Genomic DNA, 13,793 nt, shown 5'->3' on the forward strand with positions numbered 1-13,793 from the left:
TTACCAACCGGTACGATCAGTGGAAATACTGAAGTTTGCGAAGGGCCAACAAGTTCAATCATCACTTTCAAAGGTTTTGGTGGTACCGCTCCATACAACTTTACATACAAAATTGGCAATGGAGTAGCACAAACAGTCCGGTCTGACGCAAGTGGAGTAGCAACGGTCGGTCAGTCTAACGGCATAGTAGGGACTTATTTATACACATTGCTAAGCGTAAGTGATGCAACCACAACGGCCTGTGAAAATGCGCAGACAGGAATTGTGACAATAAAAGTAAACCCAAACACTACACTCAACTTAACATCAGCTCCTGCAACTGCAGCACAAACCGTATGTTTAAACTGCGCTGTCAACAACATCACCTACCAGGCAGAAAATGCAAACTCAGTAACCGTTTCAGGACTGCCAGCAGGTCTCACATCAACTTCCGTTAACGGTAAATTAACCATTACAGGCACCGCAACAGCTCTTGGAACATTCACCTATACGGTGACAGCCGCAGGCATCTGTACAACTGAAGTACTGACCGGTACCATTACAGTAACTGAAAGCCCTGCAATAACCCTTGTTAAAACAGGAATAATAAGCTCAGATAAAAACACAATTAAATACACCTTCAAAATCATTAACACAGGTAATGTAACCCTTAAAAACCTTACACTAACAGATGTTAAAATCCCTTCGTTAAACATCAGCTCAACCATAACATTATTACCAGGTGCCAGCACCGAAACCACCGCCACTTACACCATTACCCAGGCAGAAAAAGATGCCGGAAAAGTAAGTAACAGCGCTACTGCAACCGGAGTTAGTCCGGGTGCAAGGACAGTAACTGATAAATCCGGGACAGACCAAAACAGCGATGCCCCTACAGTAATTACTGTTCCCCAATCACCGGCACTTGCATTTACCAAAGTAGCTACAGGTACAGTTCCGGCAACATTAGGAGGCATAATTACTTACGAACTGAAAGTCACCAATACCGGAACAGTAACCCTGTATAATCTTGTTGTGACAGATCCTAATGCAGTGATCAGCGGAGGTTCACCTATTGCATCCCTTGCACCAAATGCAAGCGTGATCGTAACAGCTACACATAAAATTACACAGGCAGATCTCGATGCCGGAAAAGTCATCAATCAGGCAACTGTAAAAGGTACAGATCCTAACAATGGAAACATCACCAAACCATCTGATGATCCTGCTACGCCTGCATCGGAAGATCCCACAGTAACCCCATTGAATCAGTCGGGAGCTATTGCACTAGTAAAAACCGGTGCGACGAATAACAATGGTACTGCAATTATCTTCAGCTTCAACATCACCAATACAGGAAATGTAACCCTGAAAAATATCTCCTTAAGCGACCCAATGCTTGGCGGCGCTATTACCTTGAGCAATACAACATTATTGCCCGGACAAACCATTAGTGTAAATAAAACGTATATCCTCACATTGCAGGATAAAAACGCAGGTAAAGTAACGAACACAGCAACAGTTAAAGGTATCACCCCAACGAACACAACAGTAACAGATATTTCCGGAACAGAACTTCTGAATGATACACCAACGATCATAGAGATAGATATTCAGCCTCGTATATCTTTAGTTAAAACAGGAGTATTGAGCAGTGATTTTGCCACCATCACCTACACATTCCAGATTACGAACATTGGGAATGTAACCATCACAAACCTGAACCTGATGGACACCAAATTTACCAGCAGCATTCCGTTGAGTAAAACAACACTGGACCCGGGGCAATCTTTAACCACAACAGCAGTTTATACCGTAACTGATGCAGAGAAAAGAGATGGTAAGGTATTGAATACGGCGACAGTGACAGCTACCAGTCCGTCGGGAAGTCCGGTAAAAGATATCTCCGGTACAGAATCTAATAATGATGATCCTACAGTGCATATTATCGATGATTCACCACAGGCGCTGAACGATAACGGAGAAACGAAAATCAACCAGCCGGTAACCATAAATCTTGCTGTTAACGACCTGCCGTCATTCAATGGTATCGACAAAGGTAGTATCATCATCACCAGGTACCCGACAAACGGACAAGTGCAGGTAAATTCCGATGGAACTATAATTTATACGCCAAACAGAGGATATTCCGGACCAGATGACTTTAGATATACAATTAATGACCTGAAAGGTAAAGTAAGTAATGTAGCTTTGGTGAATATTACAGTAACACCAATTGACCTGTTTATCCCAAATACCTTCACGCCAAACGGTGATGGTAAAAATGATACTTTCAAAATTATTGGAAGAGAGAGTTTTGATAATATAAACCTGTTGATCTTTAACAGATGGGGTAACGAAGTTTACCGTAATACAAATTATCTCGATGAATGGGATGGCTCAGGTTTGAGCGAGGGTACCTATTACTATGTGATCGTGCTTAAAAAAGGCGCAAATGAAGTATCCAAAAAAGGCTGGATCCTGTTAAAGAGGTAAGACAAGTAAAAATGAATAAGAATTAATGAAGTTATATATAAGAATATTGATGTTTACAGGCTTAATCGGTTTATTTGCCGGACGAACCAGTGCGCAGCAAAACATTCAGTTTTCTCAATATATTTTCAATACCCTTAGCGTCAATCCCGCTTATGCCGGGTACAAGGAAGAATGGTTTGTGCAGTCTGCTTTGCGTAACCAATGGGTAGGCATCTCGGGTGCTCCAAAAACAGCACAGATATCCATTGATGGAATCCTGGATCCGCAGACTACCAAACATGGGGTGGGTTTTCAGATCACTGCCGACAAGCTTGGCGCTCAATCTTCAACCTCCGCAACGGCCAACTATGCCTTCCGCTTACAGCTGGATGCCGCTGATACCAGAAGATTAAGCTTCGGGCTTGGTGTTGGTATTGCGCAATACAGCTTAAATGGAAATGAGCTTACTACAGTTGATGGTAATGATCAGGCTGTGCCTCTTGGCAGTTCAAGCAACCTGTCGCCCGATTTCAGGGCCGGGATATATTATACTACCCCTTACTGGTATGTCGGACTTTCGGCACTGGACCTGCTGTCAAATACCAGATCCACAGACGACTACCGCAGGAATTCCACCGTTGATGATAACATCGTGCGTACACGACATCTGTATTTCGTTGCCGGGTCATTGGTTAATGTTGCTCCTGACCTGCGCATAAGGCCCAGCGTGATGATCAGGGAAGATTTCAAAGGACCCACAAATGCCGATTTTAATGTAATGGGTATATTCAGCGACAGGATCTGGCTCGGAGCCGGATACCGTACCAGTCTGAAAGTTTTCAAAAAAGAATATCAGAATACCGATGTCAGCAGTCAGGCGGCGCTCATCGGTATTGCCCAGTTTTATGTAAATGAGCGCTTTAGAATTGGATATTCCTATGATTTCGCCACCTCCAAACTCAGCGGTTACCAAAGTGGATCTCATGAGATCACCGTAGGTATTGCCTTTGGAAAAGCACCGAAGGCATCAATCTGTCCGAGGGTATTCTAAACTTATTTCTGTTTCAGGGAGAGCGAAAGCAGCTCGAGCGCTATGTCATTGACCTCGTCACCAGAATTACTTAAGATTACCACACCAAGTTTCTTGTCTTTAATATAGCCGCACCAGCTACTGAAACCTGCTGTTCCACCGTTATGCCAAATTACCGTCTTTCCCCTGAAAGGGCTCAACACCCATGCCAGCGCTGTACTTTGGTCAGTTTGCCTGTTGGTCTCCGTATGACTCAATATAAAGTCAGGATTAACATTTGCCATATTGGCTTTCAGATAAAGCAGCATATCGTGTATGTTCGAATTTAAGCCGCCAGCAGCATTAAAAGCACCCAGTTGCCAATAGGGTACTGGTTTACCACTTGTTTCAGAATAACCAATAGTCATCAATGCCATTTCGCTTTCCGCAATTTTAAAATTGGTACTGCTCATTTTCAGGGGCCCTGTGATCGTTTGTTTCACAAGCTCCTCCAACGGCTTTTGATAAATGTTTTCCAATATCTTTCCCAGCACAGCATAGCCAAAATTTGAATACTCCGTTCTTCTGCCAGCGGCCGTATCCGGTTTAAAACTTTTAAGATACTGGTACATCATCTCCTTTGTATAATGCTTGTATGGATCTTCAGCATTGAACCCCGGACTGGTATCAAAATCAGTGGGTAGCCGTGGTAATCCCGAGGTATGATTAGCCAGGTTCACGATCCTTATCGGTGTCCCCTTATATTGGAGCCCCGGATATTCTCCCGGCAAATACTTGCGGATATCATCCGTTAATACAATCTTCTTCTCATTAACCGCATGTGCAAGCAGAAAAGCTGTAAACGTTTTACTGATAGAACCAATCTCGTACAGAGACTTCTCATCAGGTACCTTTCCGCTTTCCTTTTTTGTCTCTCCGTAAAAGTAGGTAGAAGAAACATCACCGTCCACAATACCGATACTCAGACTGCTGTTGTTTGGATCGCGCAGATAGTCCAGTGCCAGTGAATCCAGCAATAATTGCAGTTTAGTCTGCTTTGGATTGTTGTTTTTGATCAGTGCCGTGTTTTTTGGAGAAGCGATCTCTTTCTCAGGTTTAACCGGCAACCACTCGTAGTAGGTAATTAACAGATCTTTACGTACAGCAATTTTAAGGCGCATCTTACCGCGCTCAAAATTGACCAGGTAATTGGCATTGGTCTTTACCTCGTCTACATAGTTCCATGAAGTGATCCTGCCCAGAGGGGGCAGCAGGTTCTCTTTGTATAACTGGATGATACTTGCCTCGGATAAGATCGCTTTGGCTTCCGGCGTAAACTGGTTATATATAGCTGTATATAAACCTGTATTGTAATTGTCGGCTAGTTTGCCAACAGCCTGATCTGTAAGGGGACGTTGTTGTGCAAAAGCGCACATATTGATCAACAGGAGGAAAGCAAGTATGTATCTGATCATTTGATAATTCGGTAAATGGTTGTAAAATGCACTAAATAGTTAAAGGTAGTGGTTTATTCACAAAAATTAACATTTGCTGTAACTGCTGAATCAGATAAGAGTCTTATATTCAACTTAGGAAAATTTATAGATATGAAGGTAATTTGGTTTATTTCAGCACGCTGATATTACTGGTTAGTCTGTCTTCATCCTTGTTTGCACAGCGCATCGTCAGAATCGACGGCAGCAAAATCAATAGTACAGACCTCGACAAAAATATAAGGGAACTGATGCACAAAGCAAAAGTACCGGGACTGGCAATTGCGATCTTCAATCATAATCAGGCCGTATACAAAAAGACATTTGGCTACAGCAATGAGCCAGCTCAGAAACCATTGAAACCAAGCACCAATATCTACGGCGCCTCACTCAGTAAATCTGTATTTGCAGTGCTGGTTATGAAGCTCGTTGAACAGGGCAAACTTGATCTCGACAAGCCCCTGCAACAATATCTGCCGGAACCTATTTATGATTACCTTCATCTTAAAAAATGGCATGATGACTACAGCAGTCTGAAAAACGATAGCCTTTATCAGAAGATCACCGCCCGGATGTGCCTCGACCATACTTCAGGTTTTCCCAACTGGAGATGGGATTTACCAGATCAGAAGCTGAAAGTTTTGCGCGTTCCCGGTCAGCGGTACAGCTATTCAGGTGAGGGAATGGTCTATCTGCAGGTAGTGCTGGAAAAGATGCTGGGCAAATCACTGGAACAACTGGCACAGGAGATAATTTTTGATCCGCTGGCAATGAAGTCTACAGCCTATACATTCCTGCCTGCATATGAGAAAGATTATGCATGGGGGCATAATGACAAAGGTGCAACCTATGAAAAGGATAAGGACAATGAGGCGCGTGCACCCAGCACGATGGAGACCACACTAAATGATATGTCCCTTTTTATTGAAGGAGTCATGCAGCACAGCATCATCAGTGAAAAATCTACAGCACAACTTTTATTCCTCAAATCCGCCTGCGTTCTGTCATGCAGATGGGGCCATTTGCGGCGAGAGACACCAATGCCAATGACAACATAGAGCTTAGTTATGGGCTCGGCTTCGGGTTATTAAAGTCTCCCTTTGGCTGGGGTGCCTTTAAAGAGGGGCATGGAGATGGCTTTCAGCACTACATGATTTTATTTCCGCAGCAACAGACAGCAATGCTGATCATGGCGAACAGTGACAATGCGGAAAGTATTTTCAGACAATTGCTGGAAATTGGCATTGCCGATAGATATACGCCCTGGAAATGGCAGCAATGGCCTTCGCTTTACAATTGAGGCTGCAGTATTTCCCAAACATTCTGTGATAATATCTGGTGACCTTCCGGGGTAGGGTGCAGGCCATCCTCCTGGATCAGCCTGGGAACGCCGCCCACACCTTTCAGCAAGAAGGGAATGAAGGCCATATTATTCTTCTTAGCCAGGGCAGGAAACATCTCTTTGAAGGGAACAGTATATTTTTCGCCCATACTTGGTGGCATCTGCATGCCTGCAAGTACCAGCTTTACATCCGGATATTTCTTCTTTACCTTATCGATGATCGCTTGCAGATTCTGCTCGGTCTCCTGTACAGGTATGCCCCGCAGACCATCATTGGCACCGAGTTCCAGCACAAAAATATCTACCGGCTGTCGTAACAACCACTCGATCCTGCTTTTTCCATCTGCTGAGGTTTCCCCGCTCAGACCAGCATTGATAACTTTGTACGGCAACTTCAGGGAATCAACTTTATGCTGAATCAGGGCTGGGAATGCCTGATCCGGGTCTACACCCAATCCTGCTGTAAGGCTGGTTCCAAAGAAGAGGATATTTCTGGAATCTGATGTTTGTACGGGTTTGTCAGAAGTCTGAACAGTATCCTTAACTTCTTCTGCTGGCTTATCATTATTACTGCAGCTGAATAAAAAAGAGGCTGACAGCATAAATACTAAATAGTAACTGAATTTAAGAATTCTCATCTGATCAAATAATGGTGTGTTATACGACTTAAAACAGCAAAATACGGATATAGTTTCATCTATTTATCTACTGAATTCAGTTGTAAGATGGAGCCTTTGATGATTAAAATAATTATTGCCTTGCGTGCTTAATAATTATTTTAATCATGTCGGGTTCACAATATCTGGATCACTGGCAAACAATTAAAGGCTTTTAGCAGTATATTTAACGTAACAATCCTTCTTTATTCACGTCAGATATCTAAATAAACTGCTTTTATATTGGAAACTATTTTAAATATCAGAGAAGTCAGCAAATCTTATCAAAGTGCCGGCACTTCACTTACTATACTTGACAAAATCTCCTTCTCTATTCAAAAAGGATCAACAGTTGCTATTACCGGTCCTTCAGGTAGTGGAAAAACTACGCTGCTCGGCTTATGTGCTGGGTTGGATCGTGCCAGTGATGGCTCAGTAGAACTCAACAATGTGGTGCTCGACCGCCTTTCTGAAGACCAGCGGGCGGCAGTGCGAAACCGCCATGTAGGATTTATATTCCAGAATTTCCAGCTGCTGCCTACACTCACTGCTTTGGAAAACATTATGGTTCCCCTGGAGCTGAGAGGCGAGAAGAATATCCGTCCCAGGGCTTTGGAACTGCTCGAAAAAGTTGGCCTGTCTGCCCGTGGAGATCATTATCCTGTACAATTGTCAGGGGGTGAACAGCAGCGTATCTCTCTTGCCAGAGCTTTCTCAAACACACCTGCTATTCTGTTTGCTGACGAACCTACGGGGAATCTCGATGGTGAAACCAGTGAAAAGGTGATCAGGCTGTTGTTCGATTTGAATAAGGAAGCCGGAACAACCCTGGTGATTGTCACACATGATATGGATCTTGCCGCGCGTGCTGACCGTATCATTCGTTTAAAAAGTGGAGTGATTATTAGTGATGAACAGAAAACTTATGTCTGAGGAAAAGTCAGCACCCATTTCATGGCTGTTTAAAATGGCATGGAGAGACAGCCGTAAAAACCGCTCCCGCTTACTGCTGTTTACCTCCTCAATTATTTTAGGTATTGCTGCTTTAGTGGCCGTATATTCATTCCGCGACAACCTGCAGCGTGATATCAATGATCAGGCTAAATTACTGACGGGCGCCGACCTTACCATAGACAGCCGGAATGCGATCCGAAAACCCGTAGCAGCAATGCTGGATACCCTTGGAGACCAGCGAGCGAAGCAGCTCGATTTTGCCTCCATGTTATACTTTGTAAAATCTCAGGGAAGCAGACTCGTACAGATCAAAGCGCTTCAGGGCGATTATCCATTTTATGGAGAGCTGGAAACTACTCCGGCCAAAGCTGCCAAAGCTATAAAAAATGGCAGAAACGCACTGGTCGACCGCACGGTGATGCTCCAGTTTAAAGCGAAGCCCGGAGATTCTATTAAAGTGGGAAAACTCAGTTTCGCCATAGCAGGCTTTCTCGACAATGCTCCCGGACAAACCGGTTTCTCCACCACCATCGCACCCGTCGTTTACATTCCCCTTCAATATTTGCCTGAAACCGGGCTCGCTACATTCGGCAGCCGTATTCACTATTCCTACTTTTATCAGTTTAACCAGCCTGAACAATTACCGGTATTGCTTAAAAAGCTTCAGCCTCTGATGGACAGGGAAGGTCTGGATCTTGAAACCGTAGAATCAAAAAAAAGAAGTACCGGACGCTCTTTCCAGGATCTGAGCCGTTTTCTCGCCCTTGCCGGTTTTGTCGCACTCCTGCTGGGATGTATCGGTGTGGGAAGTGCCATTCATGTCTATGTGAATGAGAAAATCGCTGCCATATCTACCTTACGTTGTTTGGGAGTCAAGGCCTGGGAGGCATTTTTTATCTTCCTCATACAGATTACCTTTATCGGTCTGGCGGGCGCTATTGCCGGTGCAGCACTGGGAACAGGTATACAGTTTTTACTTCCAGTGGTGCTTAAGGATTTCCTGCCCGTTGAATTTACAATGCAGGTATCATGGATAGCCATCCTTCAAGGCATTTTAACAGGATTAATCATTTCCGTATTATTTGCGCTACCCTCATTGCTGGCAGTGAGACTTGTATCTCCGCTCAATGCAATCAGGTTATCTTTTGAACCTGTACAAGCTTCAAAAGAACCCTTAAAATGGCTGGTATACTTTGCCATATTTTTATTCATCACAGGATTCAGCTACCTGCAAATGGAAAGCTGGATACAGGCATTCACTTTCAGCGGTAGTATTATCGCCGCGATAGCAGTTTTCTATGGGCTTTCGGTACTGCTGCTCTTCCTGGTCAGGAAAACGCTGTCTTCGGGATTAAGTTACACCTGGAGACAGGGATTTTCGAATTTGTACAGGCCCAACAACCAAACGCTGATGCTGATCGTTTCCATAGGATTGTCTACCGCATTGATCGCTACGCTCTATTTCGTGCAAGGCATTCTCATCAGTAAGGTCAGCCTTTCAACCGGCAAGACACAACCCAATATGGTCCTGTTCGACATACAGAGTAACCAGGAATCATCTGTCGCTGCACTAACGAAACAATACCGTTTGCCCCTGATGAACCAGGTGCCGGTAATTACCATGCGCCTCGAAGAAATCAATGGCAAAAATGCAGCAGACCTGGCAAAGGCCGACAGTTTGAAAGCTCAGCCAAAGGGTGATGGCAATCAGCGCAGAGAGTCACCGGGGCGTGCTTTCAAGGGAGAAATGAGGGCCACTTATCAGGATAAACTTACTCCTGCAGAAACTATCACCAGTGGAAAATGGACAGGCAGGGTAAACTCTCCTTCAGACAAAATTTATGTATCTCTTGACCAGGGCTACGCTGAGCGTATCAACGTGAAAATAGGAGACAGGATAACTTTCAATGTGCAGGGAATGTTGATTCCAACAATAGTGGGCAGCCTTAGAAAAGTAGACTGGGGCAGGGTGCAGACGAACTTCAGGGTAGTGTTTCCGCTGGGAGTTCTGGAAGAAGCGCCAAAGTTTCATGTGATCATGACCCGGGTGCCCGATATGAAGGTCTCGGCAGAATTTCAGTCGCAGGTAGTGCGTAATTTCCCGAATATTTCTGTGATAGACCTCGGGCTGGTACTGCAGGTGCTTGATGAACTCCTGGGCAAGATTAGTTTTGTCATTCGTTTCATGGCTTCATTCAGTATGATTACGGGTTGGATAGTGCTGGTTTCTGCGGTGCGCAGCAGTAAAAATCAGCGTCTGCGCGAAATTGTTTTACTGCGGACTATTGGAGCGAGAGGGGGACAGATTCTTAGGATTACAGCGATTGAATATTTGTTCCTCGGTCTGTTTTCGGCAGCTGCAGGAATGATCATGGCAATTACAGGAAGCTGGGCACTGGCAGTTTATAGTTTCGGTACAGCATTTCAGCCGCCTGTAGTGCCGGCACTGCTTTTATTTGGTTCAGTGACGCTGATTGTAGTGATTACCGGAATGTTAAGCAGCACTGGTGTACTGCGTAGGTCACCCTTAGAAGTCTTAAGAAAAGATAGTTAGCAACTGATGTCACATATATAAGGGTAAAATGTCCCGGAATTTGAAAATTCGGAACAATGTTTGCACTTTGTCTGAGATTTTAATATTCACCAGAGTAATTATGAAGAAAAGAATACATGTTCTTGAAGACGATCAGGATATCAGATATATTATTGAGTTCCTTTTAAAAGATGAAGGTTATGAATTACAACTTTCCTCGACATTCACAGAATTGAAAAGTAAATTGAACGACGCATTGCCTGATTTGTTTATTATTGATGTAATGTTGCCTGATGGCAATGGCATAGAGATTTGCGAAGATCTGAAAACAGATATGTTCACTAAACATATTCCGGTAATCGTGATGTCTGCCAATCCGGGAAGCAAAGAAAAGAGCGTAACTGCATTTGCTGACGATTACATCAGCAAGCCTTTTGACCTGGATTATGTAGTAAAAAGGATAGACAGATTGCTGGCTGGTAAAGTAGCGTAAGTTTAATTTTGCTAAATTTAGCATATGATCACACTTGAGAACGAAAATATCAGGGTAACCTTTGATACCAAGGGCGCCGAATTGAGAAGTATTACCGGTAAAACTACCGGCATCGAATACCTTTGGAAAGGCGATCCCGAATATTGGGGGAAGTTTAGCCCTGTTCTTTTTCCTGTGATCGGTGCGCTTAAAGAGGAAACGTATATAGTGGAAGGGAAGGAATACCACCTTCCACGCCACGGATTTGCCCGGGACCATGAGTTCAGGGCAGAGCGCATCAGTGAAACTGAAGTGTTGTTTACCTTATCCAGCAGCGCGGATACCTTAAAAGTTTATCCTTTTGAATTTGTGCTGGGCCTGCGTTATGTCATCTCCGGTTCAGCAGTATCATGCACATACGAAGTGCATAATCCGGCAGAAAAAGACCTGCTGTTTTCTATAGGTGGACATCCCGCCTTCGCTGCTCCATTGACCGACGATGCTTCTTATGAAGACTGCTATCTTGAATTTGCTATAGATGAATCCCTGAAATACCATAAGATTGAAAACAACCTCATCAGTGACCAGACAGACTCTCTGCACCTGGATCATGGTAAGATGTTTCTCAGACATGCACTTTTCTATGATGATGCTCTTGTTTTCAAACACATGGAAAGCCGGACGATCACGCTGAAAAATACGATCAACGACTATGGCTTGCATTTCCGTTTTAATGATTTCCCATTTTTTGGAATCTGGGCAGCGAAAGATGCAGATTTTATTTGCCTCGAGCCATGGTGCGGCATTGCTGATGGTATTGCCCACAACCAGCAGCTGAGCGATAAAGAAGGTATCATTTCTCTATCGCCCGGTGAACACTGGAAAAGGGTATGGGAGGTTGAGGTTTTTTAATCAGCCTTCATCACGCTCACTTTAAGGTGTGATGCATTTTTTCCCTCTGCGTATACTTTGTGCGTCGCCTTTTGGAAGTCGGCTTCTGTAGCTTTATAAATATTTACAAATTTTTGCGGGTTACGGTCAACCAGTGGAAACCAGGAGCTTTGCACCTGAACCATGATACGGTGGCCCTTTTTGAAACAGTGTGCGGCATCCTGCATATCAAATTTTACTTCCGTAATTTCTCCGGGTACCATTGCCTCCGGCGCAGTAAAACTGTTCCTGAATTTGGAGCGCATCACCTCTCCGCGCACCAGCTGCTGGAAGCCACCCATCTTTGTACCAGGAACAGGGCTGTCATTAGGGGCATCACCAGGATATACATCAATCAGTTTCACCACGAAATCTGCATCAGTACCAGTAGTTGAAACAAACAGATCTGCAAGTACATTTCCTGAGATAACCACATCGTTCTCCAGTGGATCTGTCTGATAAACCAGCACATCCGGACGCGAGGCTGCAAAACGCTGATCTTCGTACATGAAATCGCTTCCGCGGTCTATCCTGATCTCTTTGGTATAAGGAACCGGTTTGGCAGGATCACTGATGTATTCATCAAATCCTTCAGCTCCTGATTGTGGCGCTTCAAATGAGAGCTTGCCATTGGCGTGGAAGTAAAGATTTTTGTCCTGAGCTTCCAGAGGTGGCCAGGCGGAGTATTTTTTCCATTCGTTAGAGCCCGTTTCAAATATATTGGCCTTTGCCAGTCCGGGTGAAGCCATTCCTTTCAGATAATGGTTAAAAAATGCCAGTTCTATCTGTTCGCGGTAAAAAGGCCCGGTATCAGAATGGAAGCGCACGTTACCCAGCGCATTGTTGTTACCGCGGGTCCAGCTTCCATGTGTCCAGGGACCCATCACCAGGTAATTTGCCGCTGAAGGTTTGTTCTTTTCAGCACCGGCAAAAGTTTTCAGCGGTCCGTATAAATCCTCCTGGTCGAACCAGCCGCCTACGGTCATCATTGCAGGTTTAACATTCTTAAGATGTTGCGCTGCATTACGAGCTGCCCAGAAGGAGGTATAACTTTCATTCTCCATCATCTCGTTCCAGATCTTGTTTTTACCCTTGAAATATTTTTCGTTTACATTTTTCAGAGGGCCCAGTTTCAGGTAGAAGTCGTAAGCATCAGGGGTTCCGTATTCAGCAAATGATGGTGCACGTTCTGGCGTAGGCTCAGGTCTTTCAGCACCGTAATAGGATAAGAAAGAGAAGGTGCCCATCAGGAAGAACGCACCATTGTGGTGACGATCATCCCCCATAAACCAGTCGGTCACGGGTGCCTGCGGGGAGGCGGCCTTCAATGCAGGATGCGCATCAATGGCGGTCATGGTGGTATAAAACCCAGGTGCAGAAATTCCCCAGGTACCTACTTTTCCACTGTTATGCGGAACATTCTTTACCAGCCAGTCGATCGTATCATAGGTGTCAGAACTTTCATCGATCTCAGTTTTCTTCTTTTTATTGGGAATATAGGGTCTGGTAGCTACAAATTCGCCCTCAGACATATAACGTCCTCTTACATCCTGATAAACAAAAATATATCCTTCTTTTGCGAACAACATAGAAGGGCCGAGGCTCAGTTTGTATTCATTTTCACCGTAAGGTCCTGCGCTATAGGGCGTGCGGTTGAACATGATGGGATACTTTTTTGTCTCATCTTTGGGAACATAGATCACAGTATACAGCTTTGCTCCATCCCGCATAGGAACCTGTTTTTCGAGTTTCTGATAATGTTCCCGGATATATATAGAATCCTGTTGAACAGTTACCGGGCGCTGTGCCCATGCACCTAAAGAAAGAACTGACATAGCAGCGGATAAGATAAATTTGTTTTGCATAAAGAGGTCTTGATCATGGCAAAATAAACAAATTGTCAGGATTATCTATCATTTTGCTACATTAGATCCTTTATATTTTTTTAAA

Annotated in this window: 11 protein-coding genes; 8 read left to right on the forward strand and 3 right to left on the reverse strand. The window is 44.2% G+C overall.

Annotated features, from left to right (window positions below; all coding sequences use genetic code 11):
- A partial coding sequence (locus OQY15_RS15195; protein WP_265792666.1) for a gliding motility-associated C-terminal domain-containing protein occupies positions 1-2,475 on the forward strand: 2,475 nt, incomplete at its 5' end.
- Between the two features lie 25 nt (positions 2,476-2,500).
- Entirely contained in the window at positions 2,501-3,505 is a 1,005-nt protein-coding gene (locus OQY15_RS15200) for a type IX secretion system membrane protein PorP/SprF (RefSeq protein ID WP_265792667.1), read from the forward strand.
- Between the two features lie 2 nt (positions 3,506-3,507).
- Here the strand turns inward: OQY15_RS15200 and OQY15_RS15205 are convergent, their stop codons facing one another.
- Complete coding sequence (locus OQY15_RS15205; RefSeq protein ID WP_265792668.1) at positions 3,508-4,938, reverse strand: serine hydrolase; 1,431 nt, start codon at positions 4,936-4,938, stop codon at positions 3,508-3,510.
- Between the two features lie 143 nt (positions 4,939-5,081).
- Here OQY15_RS15205 and OQY15_RS15210 point away from each other — a divergent pair, with 143 nt between their 5' ends.
- Positions 5,082-6,014, forward strand: coding sequence for a serine hydrolase domain-containing protein (locus tag OQY15_RS15210; RefSeq protein WP_265792669.1), 933 nt, complete (start codon positions 5,082-5,084; stop codon positions 6,012-6,014).
- Positions 5,969-6,256 carry a hypothetical protein gene (locus tag OQY15_RS15215; protein WP_265792670.1) on the forward strand — a complete coding sequence of 96 codons (288 nt, stop codon included), beginning with the start codon at positions 5,969-5,971 and terminating at the stop codon, positions 6,254-6,256. The genes OQY15_RS15210 and OQY15_RS15215 overlap by 46 nt, the downstream gene beginning before the upstream one ends.
- On the opposite strand, the gene OQY15_RS15220 is transcribed toward OQY15_RS15215, so the two are convergent.
- Positions 6,247-6,900 carry an arylesterase gene (locus tag OQY15_RS15220; protein ID WP_265792671.1) on the reverse strand — a complete coding sequence of 218 codons (654 nt, stop codon included), beginning with the start codon at positions 6,898-6,900 and terminating at the stop codon, positions 6,247-6,249. The genes OQY15_RS15215 and OQY15_RS15220 overlap by 10 nt on opposite strands.
- 294 nt (positions 6,901-7,194) lie before the next feature.
- Between OQY15_RS15220 and OQY15_RS15225 the strand changes: the two genes are divergently transcribed.
- The 4 genes from OQY15_RS15225 to OQY15_RS15240 all read left to right on the forward strand — a co-directional run bounded on the left by OQY15_RS15225 (position 7,195) and on the right by OQY15_RS15240 (position 11,825).
- Positions 7,195-7,887, forward strand: a complete 693-nt coding sequence (locus tag OQY15_RS15225) for an ABC transporter ATP-binding protein (RefSeq protein WP_347343836.1) — start codon at positions 7,195-7,197, stop codon at positions 7,885-7,887.
- The gene (locus OQY15_RS15230; protein ID WP_265792673.1) at positions 7,865-10,462 is read left to right on the forward strand and encodes an FtsX-like permease family protein; all 2,598 of its coding nucleotides are present in this window, start codon (positions 7,865-7,867) and stop codon (positions 10,460-10,462) included. Before OQY15_RS15225 ends, OQY15_RS15230 begins: the two co-directional genes overlap by 23 nt.
- A 100-nt stretch (positions 10,463-10,562) precedes the next feature.
- Positions 10,563-10,934 (forward strand): response regulator, encoded by a 372-nt coding sequence (locus tag OQY15_RS15235; RefSeq protein ID WP_265792674.1) that lies wholly within the window; start codon positions 10,563-10,565, stop codon positions 10,932-10,934.
- A 24-nt stretch (positions 10,935-10,958) separates the two neighbouring features.
- A complete protein-coding gene (locus OQY15_RS15240; RefSeq protein WP_265792675.1) occupies positions 10,959-11,825 on the forward strand; it encodes an aldose 1-epimerase family protein in 867 nt (288 codons plus the stop codon).
- Here OQY15_RS15240 and OQY15_RS15245 read toward each other — a convergent pair.
- Positions 11,822-13,678 carry a CocE/NonD family hydrolase gene (locus OQY15_RS15245; protein ID WP_265792676.1) on the reverse strand — a complete coding sequence of 619 codons (1,857 nt, stop codon included), beginning with the start codon at positions 13,676-13,678 and terminating at the stop codon, positions 11,822-11,824. The genes OQY15_RS15240 and OQY15_RS15245 overlap by 4 nt on opposite strands.
- Positions 13,679-13,793: the final 115 nt, after the last annotated feature.

It is taken from the genome of Pedobacter sp. MC2016-15, from assembly GCF_026239695.1.
Classification (GTDB): Bacteria; Bacteroidota; Bacteroidia; order Sphingobacteriales; family Sphingobacteriaceae; genus Pedobacter.

Bases quoted from the DNA above. Each gene is read 5' to 3' on its own strand.
- OQY15_RS15220 (WP_265792671.1), bottom strand. From the start codon at position 6,900: ATGCTGTCAGCCTCTTTTTTATTCAGCTGCAGTAATAATGATAAGCCA.
- OQY15_RS15205 (WP_265792668.1), bottom strand. From the start codon at position 4,938: ATGATCAGATACATACTTGCTTTCCTCCTGTTGATCAATATGTGCGCT.
- OQY15_RS15240 (WP_265792675.1), top strand. From the start codon at position 10,959: ATGATCACACTTGAGAACGAAAATATCAGGGTAACCTTTGATACCAAG.
- OQY15_RS15230 (WP_265792673.1), top strand. From the start codon at position 7,865: ATGAACAGAAAACTTATGTCTGAGGAAAAGTCAGCACCCATTTCATGG.
- OQY15_RS15245 (WP_265792676.1), bottom strand. From the start codon at position 13,678: ATGTCAGTTCTTTCTTTAGGTGCATGGGCACAGCGCCCGGTAACTGTT.
- OQY15_RS15200 (WP_265792667.1), top strand. From the start codon at position 2,501: ATGAAGTTATATATAAGAATATTGATGTTTACAGGCTTAATCGGTTTA.
- OQY15_RS15215 (WP_265792670.1), top strand. From the start codon at position 5,969: ATGGGGCCATTTGCGGCGAGAGACACCAATGCCAATGACAACATAGAG.
- OQY15_RS15235 (WP_265792674.1), top strand. From the start codon at position 10,563: ATGAAGAAAAGAATACATGTTCTTGAAGACGATCAGGATATCAGATAT.